Origin of the sequence: Pseudidiomarina insulisalsae (genome assembly GCF_003987065.1) — a bacterium.
In the GTDB taxonomy this organism is placed as follows: Bacteria; Pseudomonadota; Gammaproteobacteria; order Enterobacterales; family Alteromonadaceae; genus Pseudidiomarina; species Pseudidiomarina insulisalsae.
In genome coordinates, this window is sequence record NZ_PIPY01000007.1 from 88941 (window position 1) to 105726 (window position 16786).

19 protein-coding genes and 4 tRNA genes are annotated in these 16786 nt (G+C 51.6%); 16 read left to right on the forward strand and 7 right to left on the reverse strand.

Annotated features, from left to right (window positions below):
• Genes CWI71_RS07615 through CWI71_RS07635 form a run of 5 tightly spaced genes read right to left on the reverse strand, consistent with a single transcriptional unit; the run spans position 1 to position 2029 of the window.
• Positions 1-330, reverse strand: a complete 330-nt coding sequence (locus CWI71_RS07615; RefSeq protein WP_126754672.1) for a TusE/DsrC/DsvC family sulfur relay protein — start codon at positions 328-330, stop codon at positions 1-3.
• Positions 323-664 (reverse strand): hypothetical protein, encoded by a 342-nt coding sequence (locus tag CWI71_RS07620; protein ID WP_126754673.1) that lies wholly within the window; start codon positions 662-664, stop codon positions 323-325. The genes CWI71_RS07615 and CWI71_RS07620 overlap by 8 nt, the downstream gene beginning before the upstream one ends.
• Before the next feature lie 6 nt (positions 665-670).
• Entirely contained in the window at positions 671-1003 is a 333-nt protein-coding gene (locus CWI71_RS07625; protein WP_126754674.1) for a DsrE family protein, read from the reverse strand.
• Positions 1003-1350 (reverse strand): DsrE family protein, encoded by a 348-nt coding sequence (locus CWI71_RS07630; protein WP_157981075.1) that lies wholly within the window; start codon positions 1348-1350, stop codon positions 1003-1005. Before CWI71_RS07630 ends, CWI71_RS07625 begins: the two co-directional genes overlap by 1 nt.
• Positions 1351-1354: 4 nt before the next feature.
• Positions 1355-2029 carry a Bax inhibitor-1/YccA family protein gene (locus tag CWI71_RS07635; protein WP_126754676.1) on the reverse strand — a complete coding sequence of 225 codons (675 nt, stop codon included), beginning with the start codon at positions 2027-2029 and terminating at the stop codon, positions 1355-1357.
• A 197-nt stretch (positions 2030-2226) separates the two neighbouring features.
• On the opposite strand from CWI71_RS07635, the gene CWI71_RS07640 reads away from it, so the two are divergent.
• From CWI71_RS07640 to CWI71_RS07690, 11 genes are all read left to right on the forward strand, one after another.
• A tRNA-Ser gene (locus CWI71_RS07640) sits at positions 2227-2318 on the forward strand.
• 129 nt (positions 2319-2447) lie between these two features.
• Complete coding sequence (locus tag CWI71_RS07645) at positions 2448-3239, forward strand: thioesterase family protein (protein ID WP_157981076.1); 792 nt, start codon at positions 2448-2450, stop codon at positions 3237-3239.
• 228 nt (positions 3240-3467) lie between these two features.
• A complete protein-coding gene (locus CWI71_RS07650; RefSeq protein ID WP_126754678.1) occupies positions 3468-4151 on the forward strand; it encodes a LuxR C-terminal-related transcriptional regulator in 684 nt (227 codons plus the stop codon).
• Complete coding sequence (uvrC, locus tag CWI71_RS07655; RefSeq protein WP_126754679.1) at positions 4117-5997, forward strand: excinuclease ABC subunit UvrC; 1881 nt, start codon at positions 4117-4119, stop codon at positions 5995-5997. The genes CWI71_RS07650 and uvrC overlap by 35 nt, the downstream gene beginning before the upstream one ends.
• A 17-nt stretch (positions 5998-6014) precedes the next feature.
• Positions 6015-6563 carry a CDP-diacylglycerol--glycerol-3-phosphate 3-phosphatidyltransferase gene (pgsA, locus tag CWI71_RS07660; RefSeq protein WP_126754680.1) on the forward strand — a complete coding sequence of 183 codons (549 nt, stop codon included), beginning with the start codon at positions 6015-6017 and terminating at the stop codon, positions 6561-6563.
• 79 nt (positions 6564-6642) lie between these two features.
• Positions 6643-6718 (forward strand) — tRNA-Gly (locus CWI71_RS07665).
• An 8-nt stretch (positions 6719-6726) separates the two neighbouring features.
• Positions 6727-6800 (forward strand) — tRNA-Cys (locus CWI71_RS07670).
• 29 nt (positions 6801-6829) lie between these two features.
• Positions 6830-6916 (forward strand) — tRNA-Leu (locus CWI71_RS07675).
• Positions 6917-7017: 101 nt separating this feature from the next.
• A complete protein-coding gene (locus tag CWI71_RS07680; RefSeq protein WP_126754681.1) occupies positions 7018-7311 on the forward strand; it encodes a hypothetical protein in 294 nt (97 codons plus the stop codon).
• Positions 7312-7367: 56 nt separating this feature from the next.
• Positions 7368-7958 (forward strand): CBS domain-containing protein, encoded by a 591-nt coding sequence (locus CWI71_RS07685; RefSeq protein WP_126754682.1) that lies wholly within the window; start codon positions 7368-7370, stop codon positions 7956-7958.
• A 62-nt stretch (positions 7959-8020) separates the two neighbouring features.
• Entirely contained in the window at positions 8021-9535 is a 1515-nt protein-coding gene (locus tag CWI71_RS07690) for an FMN-binding glutamate synthase family protein (protein WP_126754683.1), read from the forward strand.
• Here the strand turns inward: CWI71_RS07690 and CWI71_RS07695 are convergent.
• Positions 9530-10420 carry a LysR family transcriptional regulator gene (locus tag CWI71_RS07695; RefSeq protein ID WP_126754684.1) on the reverse strand — a complete coding sequence of 297 codons (891 nt, stop codon included), beginning with the start codon at positions 10418-10420 and terminating at the stop codon, positions 9530-9532. The two genes, CWI71_RS07690 and CWI71_RS07695, sit on opposite strands and share 6 nt — an antisense overlap.
• Positions 10421-10502: 82 nt before the next feature.
• Here CWI71_RS07695 and CWI71_RS07700 point away from each other — a divergent pair, with 82 nt between their 5' ends.
• From CWI71_RS07700 to CWI71_RS07710, 3 genes are read left to right on the forward strand one after another with little or no spacing between them, the layout of a single operon-like run.
• Positions 10503-11153: a LysE family translocator gene (locus tag CWI71_RS07700; protein WP_126754685.1), complete on the forward strand. Its 651-nt coding sequence runs from the start codon at positions 10503-10505 to the stop codon at positions 11151-11153.
• Between the two features lie 47 nt (positions 11154-11200).
• Positions 11201-12085 (forward strand): 6-carboxytetrahydropterin synthase, encoded by an 885-nt coding sequence (locus CWI71_RS07705; protein ID WP_126754686.1) that lies wholly within the window; start codon positions 11201-11203, stop codon positions 12083-12085.
• Entirely contained in the window at positions 12078-12905 is an 828-nt protein-coding gene (locus tag CWI71_RS07710; RefSeq protein ID WP_126754687.1) for a M23 family metallopeptidase, read from the forward strand. Before CWI71_RS07705 ends, CWI71_RS07710 begins: the two co-directional genes overlap by 8 nt.
• A gap of 5 nt (positions 12906-12910) precedes the next feature.
• On the opposite strand, the gene CWI71_RS07715 is transcribed toward CWI71_RS07710, so the two are convergent.
• Positions 12911-14683 (reverse strand): M61 family metallopeptidase, encoded by a 1773-nt coding sequence (locus CWI71_RS07715; protein ID WP_126754688.1) that lies wholly within the window; start codon positions 14681-14683, stop codon positions 12911-12913.
• Between the two features lie 156 nt (positions 14684-14839).
• Here CWI71_RS07715 and CWI71_RS07720 point away from each other — a divergent pair, with 156 nt between their 5' ends.
• Both CWI71_RS07720 and CWI71_RS07725 read left to right on the forward strand, forming a co-directional pair.
• Complete coding sequence (locus CWI71_RS07720) at positions 14840-15919, forward strand: sensor histidine kinase (RefSeq protein ID WP_241967660.1); 1080 nt, start codon at positions 14840-14842, stop codon at positions 15917-15919.
• Complete coding sequence (locus tag CWI71_RS07725; protein ID WP_126754689.1) at positions 15916-16743, forward strand: LytR/AlgR family response regulator transcription factor; 828 nt, start codon at positions 15916-15918, stop codon at positions 16741-16743. Before CWI71_RS07720 ends, CWI71_RS07725 begins: the two co-directional genes overlap by 4 nt.
• The last annotated feature ends 43 nt before the right edge of the window (positions 16744-16786 follow it).

Consider the following 16786-nt stretch of genomic DNA (forward strand, 5'->3'; position numbering starts at 1 on the left):
TCAGATACACTTTGCTGGTTTTGGCAGGCCCGCTATACGCGTGGCCTGTTTTGCCGGGCCTTTTGGGAATAATTTATAAAGATAGCGGCTGTTCGCTTTATCCGGCCCTAAACGTTGACCGATGGCTTTCACCAGCACGCGCATGGCAGGGCTGGTATCAAATTCCTGGTAAAAATCGCGCACGAACAGCACGACTTCCCAGTGTGCATCGGTCATTTCTATCCCTTCAAGACCGGCAATATAAACCGCCAGCTCCGGCGACCACTCGGCAAAATTTGCCAGGTACTCGTGCTTATCGGTGGCGTACTGACGCCCGTTAAACTCAAACATCAGGATCACCCAAATAAAGTACCGGCTGCGACTCCAGCGTCAGCTCAACCCAGCTGGCATCATTGAGTTGCATAACATAAGCCGGAAGCTCCTCAACTGCTTCGCCATATAGCTTTAATTCCGTCACTAATACGTACGCCGGGTATGAGAAGCTGGCAAGCACATCGGGCTGCCGTAGTACCTTTTCCAGCGCTGCCTCAGTGAGAATAACAGTAACATCCTGCTGCCCGGCAGCACTCGCCAGCAACTCTTTATCACGTTCATTAAGCGGCCAGTCGCGCAAGTAAAAGAGGGCGCGCTCAGCCTTGGTAAGATTCAGTGCAGACGTCATCATCAGCCCTTAAAACCGTAAAACCTTGCCGGCTGCAGCAAGTAATTCAGTGAGTTCTTCGCTACTAATAGCGCGCACATCGGCAACCCAGTGACCGGCTTCTACATCATTAGTAACGACCAGTGGCGCAGGACATTCGTATAGGTCGAGCAGGGCGTAGCGCTTTTGCAATGAGCGACCGTCACGCTGGGCGTCGGCACCGGTTTGCAGATGGCGCAGTGCGTCACCCAGTAAAATGAGCTGTGGATTCAACTCCATCGTTGCCAGTGCCAGGTACATGTCCTGACCGTGCCAGCTTGAGGGATGATCGGGCGCCTGAGTTTGAATAATGTAAATACTCATCAGAACTGCAACACCCGCTCTGCCTGCGCCGCCGCCATACTAAATTCGGTAAGGCCACCCAGCGCAAAACCTGAATGAAGTGCCTCGGCGCTTAATTGGAAATCCTGCTCGACCACAGTCGCGCAAAGAATGAGAGGGAAGCCGTGTTGCTCGCCCAGACGCAACCAGTCAGCGGCGACCGGTGCCACCTGTCCCGACTGTAAGCGCCCGTGTAATACACCAGACTGATAGAAAAACACCTGGCGGATGCGATGCCCCAATGCAAGCGCAGCCTGCGCGTAGTGATACGCTAACAGGCTGCGAGAGTGTTCTGGTGCGCTATGCACCGAAAGAACAATATCAGTCACAATTTTATTCTTCGCCACCAAAGGCCATCAACAGGTTCAGCAGGCTGACGAAAATATTGTAAATAGAAACGTATAGGGTCACGGTCGCTAAAACATAGTTACGCTCGCCGCCGTGAATAATCGCGCTGGTCTGCATTAAAATAGCACCTGCTGAGAACAGGATAAACAAACCAGATAATGCCAGACTCAGTGCCTGCATATTCAGGAAGATGTTGGCAATAAAGAGGGCAATCAGCACCACAAAACCAGCCATCATCATGCCACCTAAGAAAGACATGTCTTTTTTGGTGGTCAGCACATAGGCAGACAAAGCAAAGAAAATCAGCGCGGTGCCACCTAAGGCCATCATGATGATTTCAGAACCCTGCGGGCCAATGGCGTTAATCATTCCAAGAATAGGTCCAAGGGTGTAGCCCATGAAACCGGTCAAAGCAAAGACCGATACCAAACCCATAGCGCTGTTTGCTGTTTTATGAACTAAAAACAGCAGGCCGTAAAAACCTACCAGCGTGATAATGAGGCCTGGGTGCGGCAAATTCATGCTTGCCGACAAGAACGCGGTGAAAGCACTAAATGCCAGCGTTAAACCAAGCAACATATAAGTGTTGCGTAATACTTTGTTGGTTTGCAGAACCGACTCGCTGTGTTGCGAGCTCGAGACGTGAACTTGATTGTTCATGGACTTCTCCGTTATTTAACAAACAGCCTCAGTGTATCCCAAAAGTGGGGGTAACAGGCAATGCTTTCAAGTTATTTTTCTTACTGATTGTATAAAATGACAGCAAACGAACCCAATGATTCAAATTTTTGCTTTACAAGCTGAATCAGGCTCTTTATCATTCGCTTCGTCTTGAGGCACACAACGCCACAGACAACGGAGAGATGGCAGAGTTCGGTTGAATGCACCTGACTTGAAATCAGGCGTGGGTTCACACCCACCGGGGGTTCGAATCCCTCTCTCTCCGCCACATTCCCGAAAGCCCGCTGGTTCGCCAGCGGGCTTTTTTCTTGCCTCTTTAACATCTGGTCGTACCTGTTTATACTGCTGGTCAGTAATATTTCACTCCGCGGGAAAAAAACTAAGAGGATCAATGGGCATGGAAAGTTTTCATCAGATCTTGGCACAAATTTCATCTGCCGCAGAGCAGAGTATCGAGTTACCAGACGGCTGGGGGCAAGGTCGCGCCCTGTTCGGTGGTTTAACCGCCGCCATTGCCTGGCAACACGCGGTAGCAGGTGCGGCTAAGGGACAACAATTACGCGCCATGACAGTCTCTTTCGTGGCACCTCTGTTAAGCGGGCAGGCGCAGTTGCAACGGCGGGTGTTACGACAGGGGAAGAATGTGACCCAGATCGCTGTTGATATCGTGCAAAACGACGAAGTGGCCCTGGCCGCGCTGGTCACTTACGGTAGCCCACGCAACTCCAGTGTTAAGATCACGGAAACGCCCGAACCGCCGGGCAAATTGCCCGAGCAAGGTATGCCTTTTCCAGACGTGCAGGGCGTTCCTGAGTTTACCCGCGCTTTTGATTATCGGGTCACCGTCGGTGGTTTACCCTTTAGCGGTGTCAAAAGTCGGGAATTTGGTGGCTATATGCGCTTTTCTGAACTGGACGAGACCATCAGTACTGGCTCGATCCTCGGCCTGGTGGATGCCTGGCCGCCCGCGCTGTTGCCACATCTTACTGAACTCGCTCCGGCGAGTTCGCTGACCTGGACGATTGAGTTTCCAACCCATTTACCTGAGTGTTCGACCCATGACTGGTGGCACTATGTCGCCACTATTGATTATGCTGCCGACGGTTATGGTCATACCCATGCCCACATCTGGGACAAAGCTGGCAAGTTGGTGGCAATAAGTCGTCAGACGGTAACGGTTTTTGCCTGAAAAAATCGAATTTTGGTCTAAAAAAGTGTCAATTGACCGCCTTCACCGTAACTCAGAACGGTCGCGCGGCTCAATTGAATATTAGTTGGTAAGATATTGTTTAATTTCAGGAAAGTGGTTAAAAAAGGCTTGCGTTGTTGGCGTATACAGGGCATATCTTGAAGCGCACCGAAACGGTTTTTGGTGCGAAGTCCGAGCTGATTCGGAATCAACTACAAGGAAGATAAGATGACGGAGTTCATCGTCGCCGTACCCTCACAGATTGTGAGCATCGGTATGCAAACGTTAATTAATCAAGATCCTCACTTTAAAGTCGCTGCCGTCGTAACCAATCAACACCAACTACGCGACGCCATCAGTCAATCACCTTATGCCACCGTAATTCTGGGAAGCCAGCTATGTGGTGACGGTACCATTGAAATCTGGCGACGCATTCAGCGCCGGTTTGCCGATGTGCAGGTGTTGCTTTGGGCAGTCAGGTTTCAGGACGTGCTTGATTTTCAGTGTAACCTGGATCGGGTTGAAGGCTACTTGCTGGCGTCCGCCCAACAGTCGGAGTTTCTGCAGGCCTGTCAGACACTCAGTCGCGGACGGATCTACGTGGCGGCAAGTGTTGCCGAATACCTGGCCCGGAATCCGGCCCGGCAACGGCAAAGTGAGGTGCTGAGTAAACTCAGTAAACGTGAGATTCAGGTCGCACAGATGATCGCCCAGGGGCGACGGGTTGCCGTTATCGCACGGTTGCTGAATATCAGCAGTAAAACAGTAAATACCTTTCGCTACCGAATCTTTGATAAACTTGAGTTAAGTGGTGATGTAGAATTAACCCATCTGGCCTTACAGACAGGCCTGGTGGATCTTGATGTCGAGGTGATAGTTGAAGAAGACGACGCAGCAGAGGGAGACCTTTAACCCGAAGCAGTTTCTGCAGAGCCTGACTCATCAACCAGGCGTTTATCGCATGTACGATGAGTCAGGCGATATTATTTATGTCGGTAAAGCCAAAGACTTACGTAAGCGCGTGGGCAGCTATTTCCGTGCCCAGGTCGATAGTCCGAAAACGCAGACACTCGTGCGGCAAATTGCTCATATTGATGTCACGGTAACGAACACCGAAGCCGAAGCGCTGATCCTCGAAAACAACTTCATCAAAAAATATCGTCCGCGCTACAACGTGTTGCTGCGCGATGACAAATCTTATCCCTATATTCTGGTCAGTGATCATCAGCATCCGCGCCTGGCGTTTCATCGCGGTACCCGGCGTGAGAAAGGCCGTTATTTTGGTCCGTTTCCCAACGGCGTTGCCGTGCGTAACAGTTTGCGCTTGCTACAGAAACTGTTCCCGGTGCGGCAGTGTGAAGATTCTTACTATCGGGCGCGTAGCCGCCCATGCCTGCAGTATCAGTTGCAGCGTTGTCTGGCGCCTTGTGTAAAAGGCTATTGCAGCGACGAGGACTATAATGAACAGGTGGATCTGGCCAAGGCCTTTCTTGAGGGCAAGAACCAGCAAGTGATTGACCAACTGGTGATTAAGATGGAAGGCGCCAGTGAAGAATTGCAATTTGAACGCGCGGCACGTTTTCGTGATCAGATTGCGGCGTTACGCCAGGTACAGGAACGTAACGCGGTCACCGGTAATCAGCAGGAGCTGGATGTGATCGGCTACGCCCGCCAGGGCGGTATCGCGGCGATTCATTTACTGTTTATTCGTGAAGGTTCGGTGCAGGGCAGTCGCAGCTATTTTCCTAAGGTACCGGCCAATACCGAAGACAGTGAAGTTCTGTTAGCCTTCTTATTGCAGTTTTATCTTAACGATCAGATCGAGCGACGCCTGCCGCGCGAGATTATCCTGCCCGAACAAAATGCCGCCACTGTGCTTGATCCCGAACAGGAATTGCACACGCTGGAACAGGCGCTGGCACAGAAAATACGCATGACCCATAATGTCAGAGGCGAGCGGCGCAAGTACCAGATCCTGGCGCAGAAAAACGCCATGAACGCGCTCGATAGTAAAGCCAATCAGGCCAGCACTATGATGATGCGGGTCAGGGCACTGGAGCAGGTGCTTGATTTTGGTCGTCCTATCACGCGCATGGAGTGTTTTGATATTAGTCATACCATGGGCCAGGAAACGGTTGCGTCCTGTGTGGTGTTTGATCAGCAGGGACCGAAAAAAAGTGACTACCGGCGCTACAATATCAAAGGTATTACCCCGGGTGACGATTACGCGGCCATGGCACAGGTGCTGCAGCGGCGCTTTGATCCGCTGAAACAGGCGAAAGCTGATGCTGCCGCTATGCCTGACGTGTTATTTATTGACGGAGGCAAAGGGCAGTTGACGCAGGCTGAGAATTATTTTTCCGATTGGCCGACGATTGCGGCACGCGCGGCACCTTTGTTGGTCGGCGTGGCCAAGGGCGAGTCCCGTAAGCCCGGTCTGGAAACGCTGATTCTGGCGGGCGGTCACGCAACTATTCCGCTTCCCGCGGATGCGCCGGCGTTGCATCTGGTGCAACATATACGCGATGAGTCGCATCGCTTTGCGATTACCGGACACCGGCAGCGCCGCGCGAAAGTTCGCCGTACCTCACGGTTAGAAGATATTCCCGGTATTGGTGCTAAGCGTCGTCAACGTTTACTGCAAAATCTGGGTGGATTACAACAGGTAAAACAGGCTAGTATTGAGCAACTTGCAGCGGTACCTGGCGTCAGTCATGAACTAGCTGAAACCATCTATCACGCGTTTCGCGACGAATAAAAGGAACCTCAAGCGGTATGTGGAATATTCCCAACTTGCTGACCAGCTTTCGCATTCTGTTAATCCCTGTGTTTTTAGGTATTTATTACCTGCCGGGACAAGACGCTCATTTCTGGGCGGCGTTTATCTTTGCGCTGGCGGCAATTACCGACGGTCTGGACGGCTACATTGCCCGGCGTTTTAACCAATTTACCCAGTTCGGCGCATTTCTAGACCCAGTGGCAGATAAAGTCATGGTGGCAGCATCGCTGGTGGTGGTAGTGGAAAACTACGCCACCTGGTGGATTAGCCTGCCCGCGCTAGCTATTGTCAGTCGCGAACTGGTGGTTTCAGCGCTACGCGAATGGATGGCGCAGATTGGCCATCAGAGCAAGGTAAAAGTATCGAATCTTGGCAAGGTGAAAACCACCGCGCAAATGGTCGCTATTGGCGGCCTGATTTGGGAAGCCAATACCTTTGTGGTGGTGGTCGCTACCGTTTTGCTCTATGTCGCCTTTGTCCTGACGCTTTGGTCAATGTGGAAATATTTACGCGCCGCCTGGTCAGATTTAAGCCAAGTGGATTAAAAATAAGCAAACAAACGGCTTCAGGGCAAAAAATCGTTGACCTTGGCAAAATAGACAGTAGAATGCCTCGGCACTGGATGCGGGAATAGCTCAGCTGGTAGAGCACAACCTTGCCAAGGTTGGGGTCGCGAGTTCGAATCTCGTTTCCCGCTCCAAACTCGATGGCGGGTTGGCAGAATGGCTATGCAGCGGATTGCAAATCCGTGGATCTCGGTTCGACTCCGGGACCCGCCTCCATCGAAAACTTCAGGTAGTACCTCAGGTATGCCCGGGTGGTGAAATTGGTAGACACAAGGGATTTAAAATCCCTCGCTGGCAACAGCGTGCCGGTTCAAGTCCGGCCCCGGGCACCACTTCTCTTTTTAGTTTGCTGATAAAAATTATCTTAACCTCTCTTGTTATTGCCCGGCAGACGCACCATATTTAGTTCATCAGTGGTTACCCGGTAATGTTTGTGTATTTTCGTCTGCTATTAACGCTGTTACTGTTAGGCATCGGAGGTGCTGAGTCGCATAGTGCGACCGGGCCGTCGTGGGTCAAACAGTCCTCGACGGTAACCGCGAAAGCCACTGTCTGCCAACTGGCGATTGACGAGCAATTGCAAAGCCAGGAGGAAGATAACGACATCACCCATAACCGGGTGCGCAGCCTATCTACGCGTATTGCTGGCGAGCAATCGTTCCTACCCAACACTGATGTTTTCACTTCCACCTTTTTGCCACAGGCGCGGGCACCTCCTGTTCGCTGATTCGATAAAACCTTTGTTCCTGTTATCTATTTATCTGAATCAGAATGAGGCCCTTTATGGCAAACTTTCATGCATTGAACTGGCATCAGGCAACCACTGGCGTGCGCCTGAGCGAAGCCACGGCACAACAACCAGCACGTTTGAGCTGGCATCATAATGCCAAAATTGCGGTGGAGTATTTTCAGCAACAGAGTAACTTACTCACTGAGTCAACGCGCTTACCGGAAGCCGAGCAAAAATTTGAGAAAAACGGTAGCCGTTATGTCTGTGTACTCGACACCCAAAAAAATCTGAGTGGTATTCTGTCGTCACGCGAGTTGCATAGCCGGCATACCGGAGCACTTAGCAGTGCGCTGCAGTTACCCTGGAGTCAAATCGAAGTGCGTCATCTGATGCAGCCCATCACTCGTTTACCGGTGATTGACAAGGCGCAACTGGAACGCGCCAAAATCGGTGATATTGCGGCGACGATGCAGGCGGCAGGTCGCGATTTCGTGTTGGTAGAGGAGCAGGGCCAGTTGACGGGATTCATCGCAGCGCTGAAAATACTCGCGTTAACCGGTGAGTCGGTGCGCCTGTATCCGCGAGCCAGTACCTTTGCGGAAGTGTTCACTGCGCTAAAACATCCTGAAATTACGGACAGTTAGGGTTGTTGCGTCGGCTGTAGCACGCTACATTAAAGATTGCTTAGGTCAAATGGGAGCGTGCTATGGTCGATAATGCCTGGCTTAACAGCCAAACACTGTTAATTGTCGCGCAATGGTTATTAGGTCTGTTCGTACTGCTACTGATTATTGGCCTGATCAGTATTGTGGTGATGTATGTCATTGATAAAACGCAAACGAAGCATACTATTCGTCGCAACTTCCCGGTTTTTGGCCGTTTTCGCTATATTTTCGAAAATTTGGGCGAATTCTTCCGGCAGTATTTCTATGCAATGGACCGTGAAGAAATGCCGTTTAACCGGGCGCAACGCAGCTGGGTGTATCGCGCGGCGAAAGATGCCGATCGCACTCTGGCATTTGGCTCCACGCGGGACTTAACGAAAAACGGCACGATTATATTTGCCAATGCGCCTTATCCGCGACAGACAGAAGAGAAAACCCAGCCCGAGCCGGTCGAAATTGGACCTTACTGCGAACATCCTTACGCACCTGTATCCTATTTTCATATTTCCGGCATGAGTTACGGCTCATTGTCGCCGGTGGCGGTGCGCGCTTTATCGAAAGGCGCTAAGCTTGCCGGTTGCTGGCTGAACACTGGCGAGGGCGGGCTGAGTCCCTATCACCTGGAAGGTGAGTGTGATGTCGTGTTTCAGATTGGTACGGCAAAATATGGAGTACGAAACCAGGACGGTAGCCTCAATGAAATGCGTCTGAAAGAGCTGGGCGAACATAAACTCATCAAAATGTTTGAACTGAAGCTCAGCCAGGGCGCTAAACCAGGCAAAGGTGGTATCTTACCGGCGATAAAAGTTACAAAGGAAATTGCGGAAATACGCGGTATACCTGAGGGTAAGGACTCAATTAGTCCAAATCGACATCCGGAAATTAAAAATGATGAAGAGTTACTCGACTTTATTGAGAAAATCCGCATCATCACCGGCAAACCCGTAGGTATTAAGTTTGTCATGGGGGACCCGGGTTGGATCGATCAACTGATCGACGCTATTTTAGCGCGTGGTATTGAGTCAGCCCCTGATTTTATTACCTTGGACAGTGCCGACGGTGGCACTGGTGCGGCACCGCAACCGCTGATGGATTATGTGGGCTTAAAGCTTTCTGAGAGCCTGCCCATTTTAATCGACAAACTTATCGCTGCAGGGTTAAAAGATCGGGTGCGCGTGATTGCCTCGGGTAAGATGATCTCGCCAGCTGATGTCGCCTGGGCACTGGCAATGGGAGCGGACTTTGTGGTTTCCGCCCGCGGTTTTATGTTTTCGATTGGCTGTATTCAGGCGATGCAATGCAACAAAAATACCTGTCCGACAGGTGTCACAACACATAATAAAAAACTGCAAAAAGGGCTGGATCCGGAAGAAAAATGTGTGCGTGTGGCTAATTACCACAAGTTTCTTGAATACGGCGTCAATATTGTCGCGCATTCCTGCGGAGTCTCCGATCCACGCCAACTGAATCGTCGGCACGCCCGTATTATCACCCATACTGGTGAGAGTATCAGCTTGACTGAACGCTATCCGCCACAGGCCCCGCGGCAATCATAGGCTCTGTTGCAGGCGGTTTTGCAGCCATTTGCTAAAGGCAACCACTGCCACCGGATGGCGCGCTGCCTGTTTCATTGCCAGCAGGACGTCAGTTTTACTCACCACCCGTATATCACTGTGCAGGCGTAAACCACTGAACTGTGGATGTGCCGCATACAGACTATCGATCAGGGTAGAGCCAGGCGCGCTGGTTACTAATTCCAGTCCAATACTGTTCTTAGCGACCGGCTGCAGCCGCTGGCTTTTGGCAAACTCGGGGTAGCCCTGCATTAATTGTTGCCAGCTTTCGCTGAGCGGATCTACCCAACAGGGCGTTAGCGTATCACGCTCACTGGTAGCTGAGCTGATCGGGCTAAACGTCGGCTGATACAAGCGTTGCTGTTTAAGGCTACGGTCTTTAATGCGGCCGTGAATCATCGCAAGGTCTAACGTGCCTTGTTGCAGTGCCTGGGCAATGGCCGCATGTTGCGGTGCGCCGGCGGCTTCATCATAGGTATCCAATTGAATACGTATATGCGGATAAATTGCGGTAAAATCTGCCAGTCGCGCTGCCAGCCACCAACGCAGAAAGCTTGCCGGTACCAGTAAGCGCAGCGTGGTCAGCTCCTCATCGCCACTGCTGCGCGCCGATTGCACACTTTGCTCAAGCCGCTGGAACAGTGGCAGCAAACGCTGGCCGAGGGCTTCACCGACCGGGGTGAGGGCGTGGACACGATTATCGCGGTGAAACAGTTTGGTGCCCAGTTGCTCTTCCAGCGTCTGAATGTGCCGGGTTATTGCTGACTGTGACAGGTCAAGTTGTTGCGCCGCATGTTTAAATGAGCCAGCATTAGCAGCGACAGCAAATACGCGTAACGCATTAAGAGAGTAATTTTTCAGCAGCACAGGAACCCGCCTTAGTTGCGATTAAGTTAATGTCGATTGCAAAAATTAGAACAAGATTAAATAGAAAAGAGGCCGTTTGGCAATGTATTTAAGAGAATTTATTGAAATCGCTGTCCTGCATTTTCTTGCGGTTGCCTCACCAGGGCCTGACTTTGCGGTGACTGCGCGTTATAGCCTGGCCTATGGCCGGCGCATTGGCCGCTGGGTGGCGTTAGGCATTGGTGCCGGCATTCTTATCCATGTGGCTTATTCGCTGCTCGGAGTGACGCTCATCGTTCACCGTTACCAGTGGGTTTATGCCACCTTACTGCTGCTCGGCGCACTCTATCTGGGTTGGATTGGCTGGCAAGCCATTCAGGCACAGCCACGGCAACAGGTGCCTGCCGCGGCCGCAGCAGCAGGTGACTTAAGCCGTCGTAAAGCGTTTCGCATTGGTTTTATCACCAATGGCCTGAACGTGAAAGCTACCTTATTCTTTATGGCACTGTTCACCGCCGTGATTAGCCCGCAAACGCCGACCTGGATAAAAACCGGTTATGGGCTGTATATGGCCGTCGCCACGGGTTTGTGGTTCATGTTACTGGCGACGGCGCTGACAATCGGCCCGGTTTACGAGCGCATCTGGCGTTTCGGCCATTGGCTGGACCGCCTGATGGGCGCTATTTTACTGTTATTGAGCGCCAAGCTTATCTATGACTGGTGGCACGTAATTCAAGTTCTCGTAAACGGCTGAAGATGCTATGATCGGCTTCGTTAAATTAGCTTTTGGTTGAGTACCCTATGCAGTTATTTGTAAACGATCTGACCGTCATTGATTTTTCATACCTGTGCCCGGAGCGGGGCATTGTCGGTGAAAGCTGGATCGTTGATATTATTCTTGATGGTAGCCTGAACGAGCAGTCCATGGTGCTCGACTTTGGCAAGGTGAAAAAACAGATCAAACGCATTATTGATGATGCGGTCGATCATAAACTGGCAGTACCTGCCGATCACCCCTATACCCGCGTGTCGCACACCGATGATGACAGCAGTTACTGGGTCGATTTTTTGCGCCCGGCAGGCAAGTCAATTCATCTTTTCTGTCCGGCTGACGCATTCGCGTTTATTGACGCTGACAGAGTGTCCATGGCGAGTGTTAATGCGTATCTGCGGGCGGTCATCAAACGCGAATTACCCGGGAACGTAGCAGGGCTTGAAGTGATTTTACGCGAGGAAGTGATTGCCGGTGCGTACTATCACTACACCCATGGCCTAAAAAAGCATGATGGCAATTGCCAGCGCATTGCGCATGGCCACCGTTCACAGTTACAGATCTTTATCGACGGTTTGCGCCGCCAACAGGTAGAGCAGCAGTGGGCGCTGCGCTGGCAGGACATTTACCTGGGGTCGCGTGAAGATACCTGCAGCTGTAGCGAGTTGCGCCGTTCAATCCATGCTGAAGCTATTGACGATAACAGTCATCAGGCCTATCGCTATACCGCTGATCAGGGACTATTTGAGCTGGCGGTGCCACAAGATGAGAATTTCATTATTGCCAACGACTCAACGGTGGAGTGTATTGCTGAATTCCTCGCCGCAGAGATTGCAGTGGAAAATCAGGCCACGGGTCAGGTAAAGGTGCTGGCCTTTGAAGGTGTCGGCAAAGGAGCTATCGGTTATGCCTAAGCAAATGCTGCACGTTATCGCTGCCTTTTTCTGCATGGCAAGCGCTTTAGCACTCGCTGCCGAGCCTGTGATTGAATTACGCGGCGCACGAACTGCCGGTGCGCTTGTGGTTGGTAAGACCCAGCCGGGGGCTGAAGTTTTGCTGAATGGCAAGGCGCTGAAAGTCTCAGCCAGCGGGGTGGTGGTGTTTGGTTTTGCGCGCGACGCCAAAGGTGAGCAGCAGCTCACCGTGACTCTGCCTGATGGCAGCGAACATGCGCAAATCATTGAGCTTGCGCCGCGCCAGTATAAGATCGATCGCGTTGAGGGGGTGCCGCAACGCACAGTGACACCTGATCCTGAACAGGTGGCGCGGGCGCGCAAGGAAGCACAGGCAGTCTGGCAAGCACGCCAGACTATGACCGACGAACTACATTTTCTGACCCCGGTGGTGGAACCTGCGCAGGGCCGCATCAGTGGCGTATATGGCAGCCAGCGCATTTTTAACGGTGAGCCCCGCAACCCGCATTTTGGTCTCGACGTCGCAGCACCTACCGGCACCCCGGTAAAAGTGGTCTGGCCCGGAACCGTGGTATTTGCTGACTCTGATCTGTTTTATTCAGGCGGCACCATTATTGTTGATCACGGCTTTGGTGTGACCACCACCTATATTCATCTGAGCAGCGTCGATGTCAGCGTTGGCCAGCAGTTACAACAAGGTCAGCGCATTGGCGCGATCGGCGCCACCGGCAGGGCTACCGGGCCGCACCTCGATTGGCGCGTGAACTGGGGCAATGTGCGGCTCGACCCGGCGTTGGTGCTTGAGCATTTCGCTGACTGAAGCGTTCAGAGCTTCAGCCAGCTGCGTGCTTTGGCTTTATCGTCAATGCTTAGCAAGTAATTATTTCGCTTCGGCGCCTGCCAAATCAGTTCAAGTTCTATCAGCTCGTCGCGGCGAAAAGCATGCAGTTTCACTACGTCACCGGGCTGATAGCGCTCGAAAACCTCGCGCATATTGCTATCCGTCACCTGTAGCCCATCCACGGCGATAATTCGATCTTGCGCGCTTAAGCCCGCGCTTTGAGCCGCCTCGTCAGCAAAGACGACCTGTACTTCCAGACCCTGTGCCGAAGCTTTAAATTTAGCGCCTAAGGCAACGGGTAGGGGCGCCGCCGCGGGTTTACCGCCAAAGATATTGTCGTCCTGAGACGGCTTGCGCTCAACGGCTACGCCGAACTCGGCTAAAAGCTCGTCAACGGGTAAGGGATCAGTCGTATGGACCGCGCGCTCAATAAAGGACTTCAGATTGATACCATATTCAGCATCTAAGAAGTCAGCGAAACTGTCGTCCCCGGTACCGCTTTGCGTAGCGCCAAATTGCGTCCAGAACTGCGCCATACACTGCGCCAGCGTCTGCTTGTGATGGCTTTTCAGGCGAATCAACAAGTCAGTACATAGCGCTATCAGTGCACCTTTTGCATAGTAGCTGACCACCGCGTTGGGCGCGTTTTCGTCCTGCTTATAAAACCGGTTCCATGCCTGCAGGCTTGAGTCGGCCACGGTATGTCGGTCAACGCCCGCCCCCCGGTGTACCCGTGCCAGGGTATCGCCAACCAGCGACAAATACGTGGGCGCATCAATCAGGCCAGCCTCGTGCAAGACAAAGTCATCAAAGTAGGAGGTGACGCCCTCATAAAACCACAGCTGTCGGGTATATTGCTCGGCATCCAGCCGATAGGGAATAAAATCTTTTGGCTTCAGTGTTTTGATATTCCAGCTGTGAAAGTATTCATGGCTGCACAGGCTTAAAAAGGTGCGATAGTCGCTGTCAATGGTGCTGCGGATGCCGGGGCTTACCAGGTCACGGCGCGAACATAGCAGCGCGGTTGAATTACGGTGTTCCAGGCCACCGAAACCTTTGCCCACCACCATGGTAAGAAACAGATAACTATCAAAGGGTATCTGTTTATTGAAAAGTTGTATCTGATGCTCACAGATACGCGCAAGATCGCCACAAATACGCTCAGTATCAGCGAAGTTGCGTCCCACGGTCACAAACGCGTGTTTGATCCCGCCGGCAATAAATTCGTGAATACCTAAGTCGCCAAGTAAGAAAGGATAATCGATCAGAGCTTCGTAATTATCAGCTCGGAAGGTGCCGGGCAGGAACGCCTCACCGCTTTCCCGTGGTATACCGGTCGCTACCCGCCAATGCTGACACTGCTCTGAGAGTTTCAGGGTGAGTCTGACCGGTTCATGAGTGCGCTCGGCCACCGCGAGGCAGAGACTACTGTTGTTGAAAAATCCCCAGTACTGGTCAAGGTAAGCACTGCGAACTGACAAATCGAAGGCATACACCTGATAACTCACGGTAATTTCGCTGGCGTCCTGAGTGTCGACCTGCCAGGTTTGCTTGTCGACGGCCCGTAATGGCAACTGCCGGCCATCTGCCTCGGCGTGCAGGTCAAGAATGTTGCGGGCAAAATCGCGAATCATGTAGCTGCCGGGAATCCACGCTGGCAGTTTGAGCGTTAACTGCTTCGCAGATTTCGTCGCCAGGGTCAGGGTAACGGCAAATTGATGGCCGTTTAAATCAAGGGGTGTGATCTGGTAATGCATAGCACGACAGCCTTTATCAGCTCTCTAAGAATAGCACCGATGGTAGCACGCGCAGATTACGCTATGTAGCCTTTTGCGTGCGATAAACGAACCGACAGGGGTCGGTATAATGGGTATAATCGGTGGCATAACCGATAGCAAAGTGACACTAAGCCTGTGATTGGACGTTGGAAAGCCTTACTTGATGACCGCAACCGCTTTTTCTGGGTGCTGCAAGCAGCTGGCTGGTTGGGGTATGCATTGGTGCAGTACATCGGCTCACTGATGCACGAGATGCGCGACATCTACATTCTTATTATTTTACTTGGCGCTTATGCCGGCTTTTTGTTGACCGTACCGCTACGTTATCTGTACCGGCATATCTGGGACATTAAGCCCTGGCTGCTGGTGCCTATTGTGCTAACTTCGGCCTATATTTGCGCCAGTATCTGGGCGGTGATTGACAACGCGACCTACTGGGAAATCTATAAATTTGGTTTTCGCCCCGAAAATAACTTGTTTTACTTTAAAAATACCCTGGCAAAGTTTTACATCATGCTGAGCTGGAGTGGCCTGTATTTCGGAATTAAGTACTACCAGATGCTGCAAGACGAAAAGCAAAAAGCCCTGATGGCGACCTCCATGGCGCATCAGGCGCAGTTAAAAATGCTGCGTTATCAGCTGAATCCGCATTTTTTGTTTAATACGCTGAATGCAATCTCGACGCTGATCCTGATTAAAGAAAACGAGTTAGCCAATAAAATGATGACCAAGCTCAGTTCGTTTTTACGCTTCTCGCTGGACAACGAACCGATTAAAAAAATACCGCTTGAGCGCGAAATAGAAGCTTTAATGCTCTATCTTGATATCGAAAAGGTACGTTTTGATGAGCGTTTAAACGTGATTATCGAGGTAAGTGAGGAAGCGCAGCAGGCATTGGTTCCAAGTCTGTTTTTACAACCGTTGATTGAAAATTCAATTAAATATGCCATTGCCAGGCTCGAAGAGGGTGGTGAGATTCGTATTGCCGCAGAACGTCAGGCCGGTGAACTGGTGGTGGTGGTCGCGGACAATGGTCCGGGTGCAAAAGCACCCACTCAGGACCTTATCAGCAGCGGCGGGGTCGGCCTGGCAAACACACGGGATCGGTTACAGGCCTTGTATGGTAAGAGCTACTCATTTACATTAACGGCTAACGATCCTTCGGGCATGCGTGTTGAAATCCGCATCCCCTTCGAACAGGTTGATGTCTCATGACTAGCAAAATTCGCACGCTGATTGTTGACGATGAATCGCTTGCGCGGCGTGGCCTGATTGTGCGTTTGCAGGACTTTCCGCAAGTAGAGTTACTGGATGAATGCCAAAGCGCACGTCAGGCGTTAGAAAAAATTATCGAACTTAAGCCCGATCTGGTGTTTCTCGATATCCAGATGCCGGGCATGAACGGTTTTGAATTGCTGCGCGAAGTAAAAGCACGCGGCGCTGAACTGCCGATCGTAGTGTTCGTCACTGCTTATGATCAGTATGCGATTAAGGCCTTTGAAGTGCGTGCCATCGACTATTTACTGAAGCCGGTGGACCATGAACGTCTGGCTTTGGCGCTGGAGCGTGTTGAACGTAATTTAGCTCAGCGTGAGCGTGATCAGCAGCAGCAGCGCATGCTGAATTTGCTGGCAGATGCCACGGGGGAAGACTGCGAAGCCATCCTGCGCAAACTGGCAGAAGATGAGACCATGGGAGCATCACGTTATCCCGAGCATATCGCAATTAAAGAAAGCGGCGAAATTACCCGGGTCGCGATTAATTCTATTGAGTGGATAGATGCCGCAGGTGACTACATGTGTATTCATGCAGCAAACGAAACCCACATTCTGCGCCGTACCATGAAAGAGCTCGAGGATGAACTTAACCCGAATCGCTTTCAACGGATTCATCGCTCAGCTATTGTCAATCTCGATCAGATTGAGAAACTCTGCAGTCGTCAAAACGGTGAATACCATATTATCTTGAAAAACGGCAAAGAACTTAAAGTCAGCCGCAGCTATAAAGAGCGCATCAAAAGGCTGATCCTTAACAATTAGGCGGCCGTATAGCGACTGGTTAACTCTCTGCAGTGGAGGACAC

Bases quoted from the DNA above. Each gene is read 5' to 3' on its own strand.
- CWI71_RS07685 (WP_126754682.1), top strand. From the start codon at position 7,368: ATGGCAAACTTTCATGCATTGAACTGGCATCAGGCAACCACTGGCGTG.
- CWI71_RS07615 (WP_126754672.1), bottom strand. From the start codon at position 330: ATGTTTGAGTTTAACGGGCGTCAGTACGCCACCGATAAGCACGAGTAC.
- CWI71_RS07620 (WP_126754673.1), bottom strand. From the start codon at position 664: ATGATGACGTCTGCACTGAATCTTACCAAGGCTGAGCGCGCCCTCTTT.
- CWI71_RS07710 (WP_126754687.1), top strand. From the start codon at position 12,078: ATGCCTAAGCAAATGCTGCACGTTATCGCTGCCTTTTTCTGCATGGCA.
- CWI71_RS07635 (WP_126754676.1), bottom strand. From the start codon at position 2,029: ATGAACAATCAAGTTCACGTCTCGAGCTCGCAACACAGCGAGTCGGTT.
- CWI71_RS07645 (WP_157981076.1), top strand. From the start codon at position 2,448: ATGGAAAGTTTTCATCAGATCTTGGCACAAATTTCATCTGCCGCAGAG.
- CWI71_RS07625 (WP_126754674.1), bottom strand. From the start codon at position 1,003: ATGAGTATTTACATTATTCAAACTCAGGCGCCCGATCATCCCTCAAGC.
- CWI71_RS07650 (WP_126754678.1), top strand. From the start codon at position 3,468: ATGACGGAGTTCATCGTCGCCGTACCCTCACAGATTGTGAGCATCGGT.
- CWI71_RS07700 (WP_126754685.1), top strand. From the start codon at position 10,503: ATGTATTTAAGAGAATTTATTGAAATCGCTGTCCTGCATTTTCTTGCG.
- CWI71_RS07705 (WP_126754686.1), top strand. From the start codon at position 11,201: ATGCAGTTATTTGTAAACGATCTGACCGTCATTGATTTTTCATACCTG.
- CWI71_RS07725 (WP_126754689.1), top strand. From the start codon at position 15,916: ATGACTAGCAAAATTCGCACGCTGATTGTTGACGATGAATCGCTTGCG.
- CWI71_RS07690 (WP_126754683.1), top strand. From the start codon at position 8,021: ATGGTCGATAATGCCTGGCTTAACAGCCAAACACTGTTAATTGTCGCG.
- pgsA (WP_126754680.1), top strand. From the start codon at position 6,015: ATGTGGAATATTCCCAACTTGCTGACCAGCTTTCGCATTCTGTTAATC.
- CWI71_RS07715 (WP_126754688.1), bottom strand. From the start codon at position 14,683: ATGCATTACCAGATCACACCCCTTGATTTAAACGGCCATCAATTTGCC.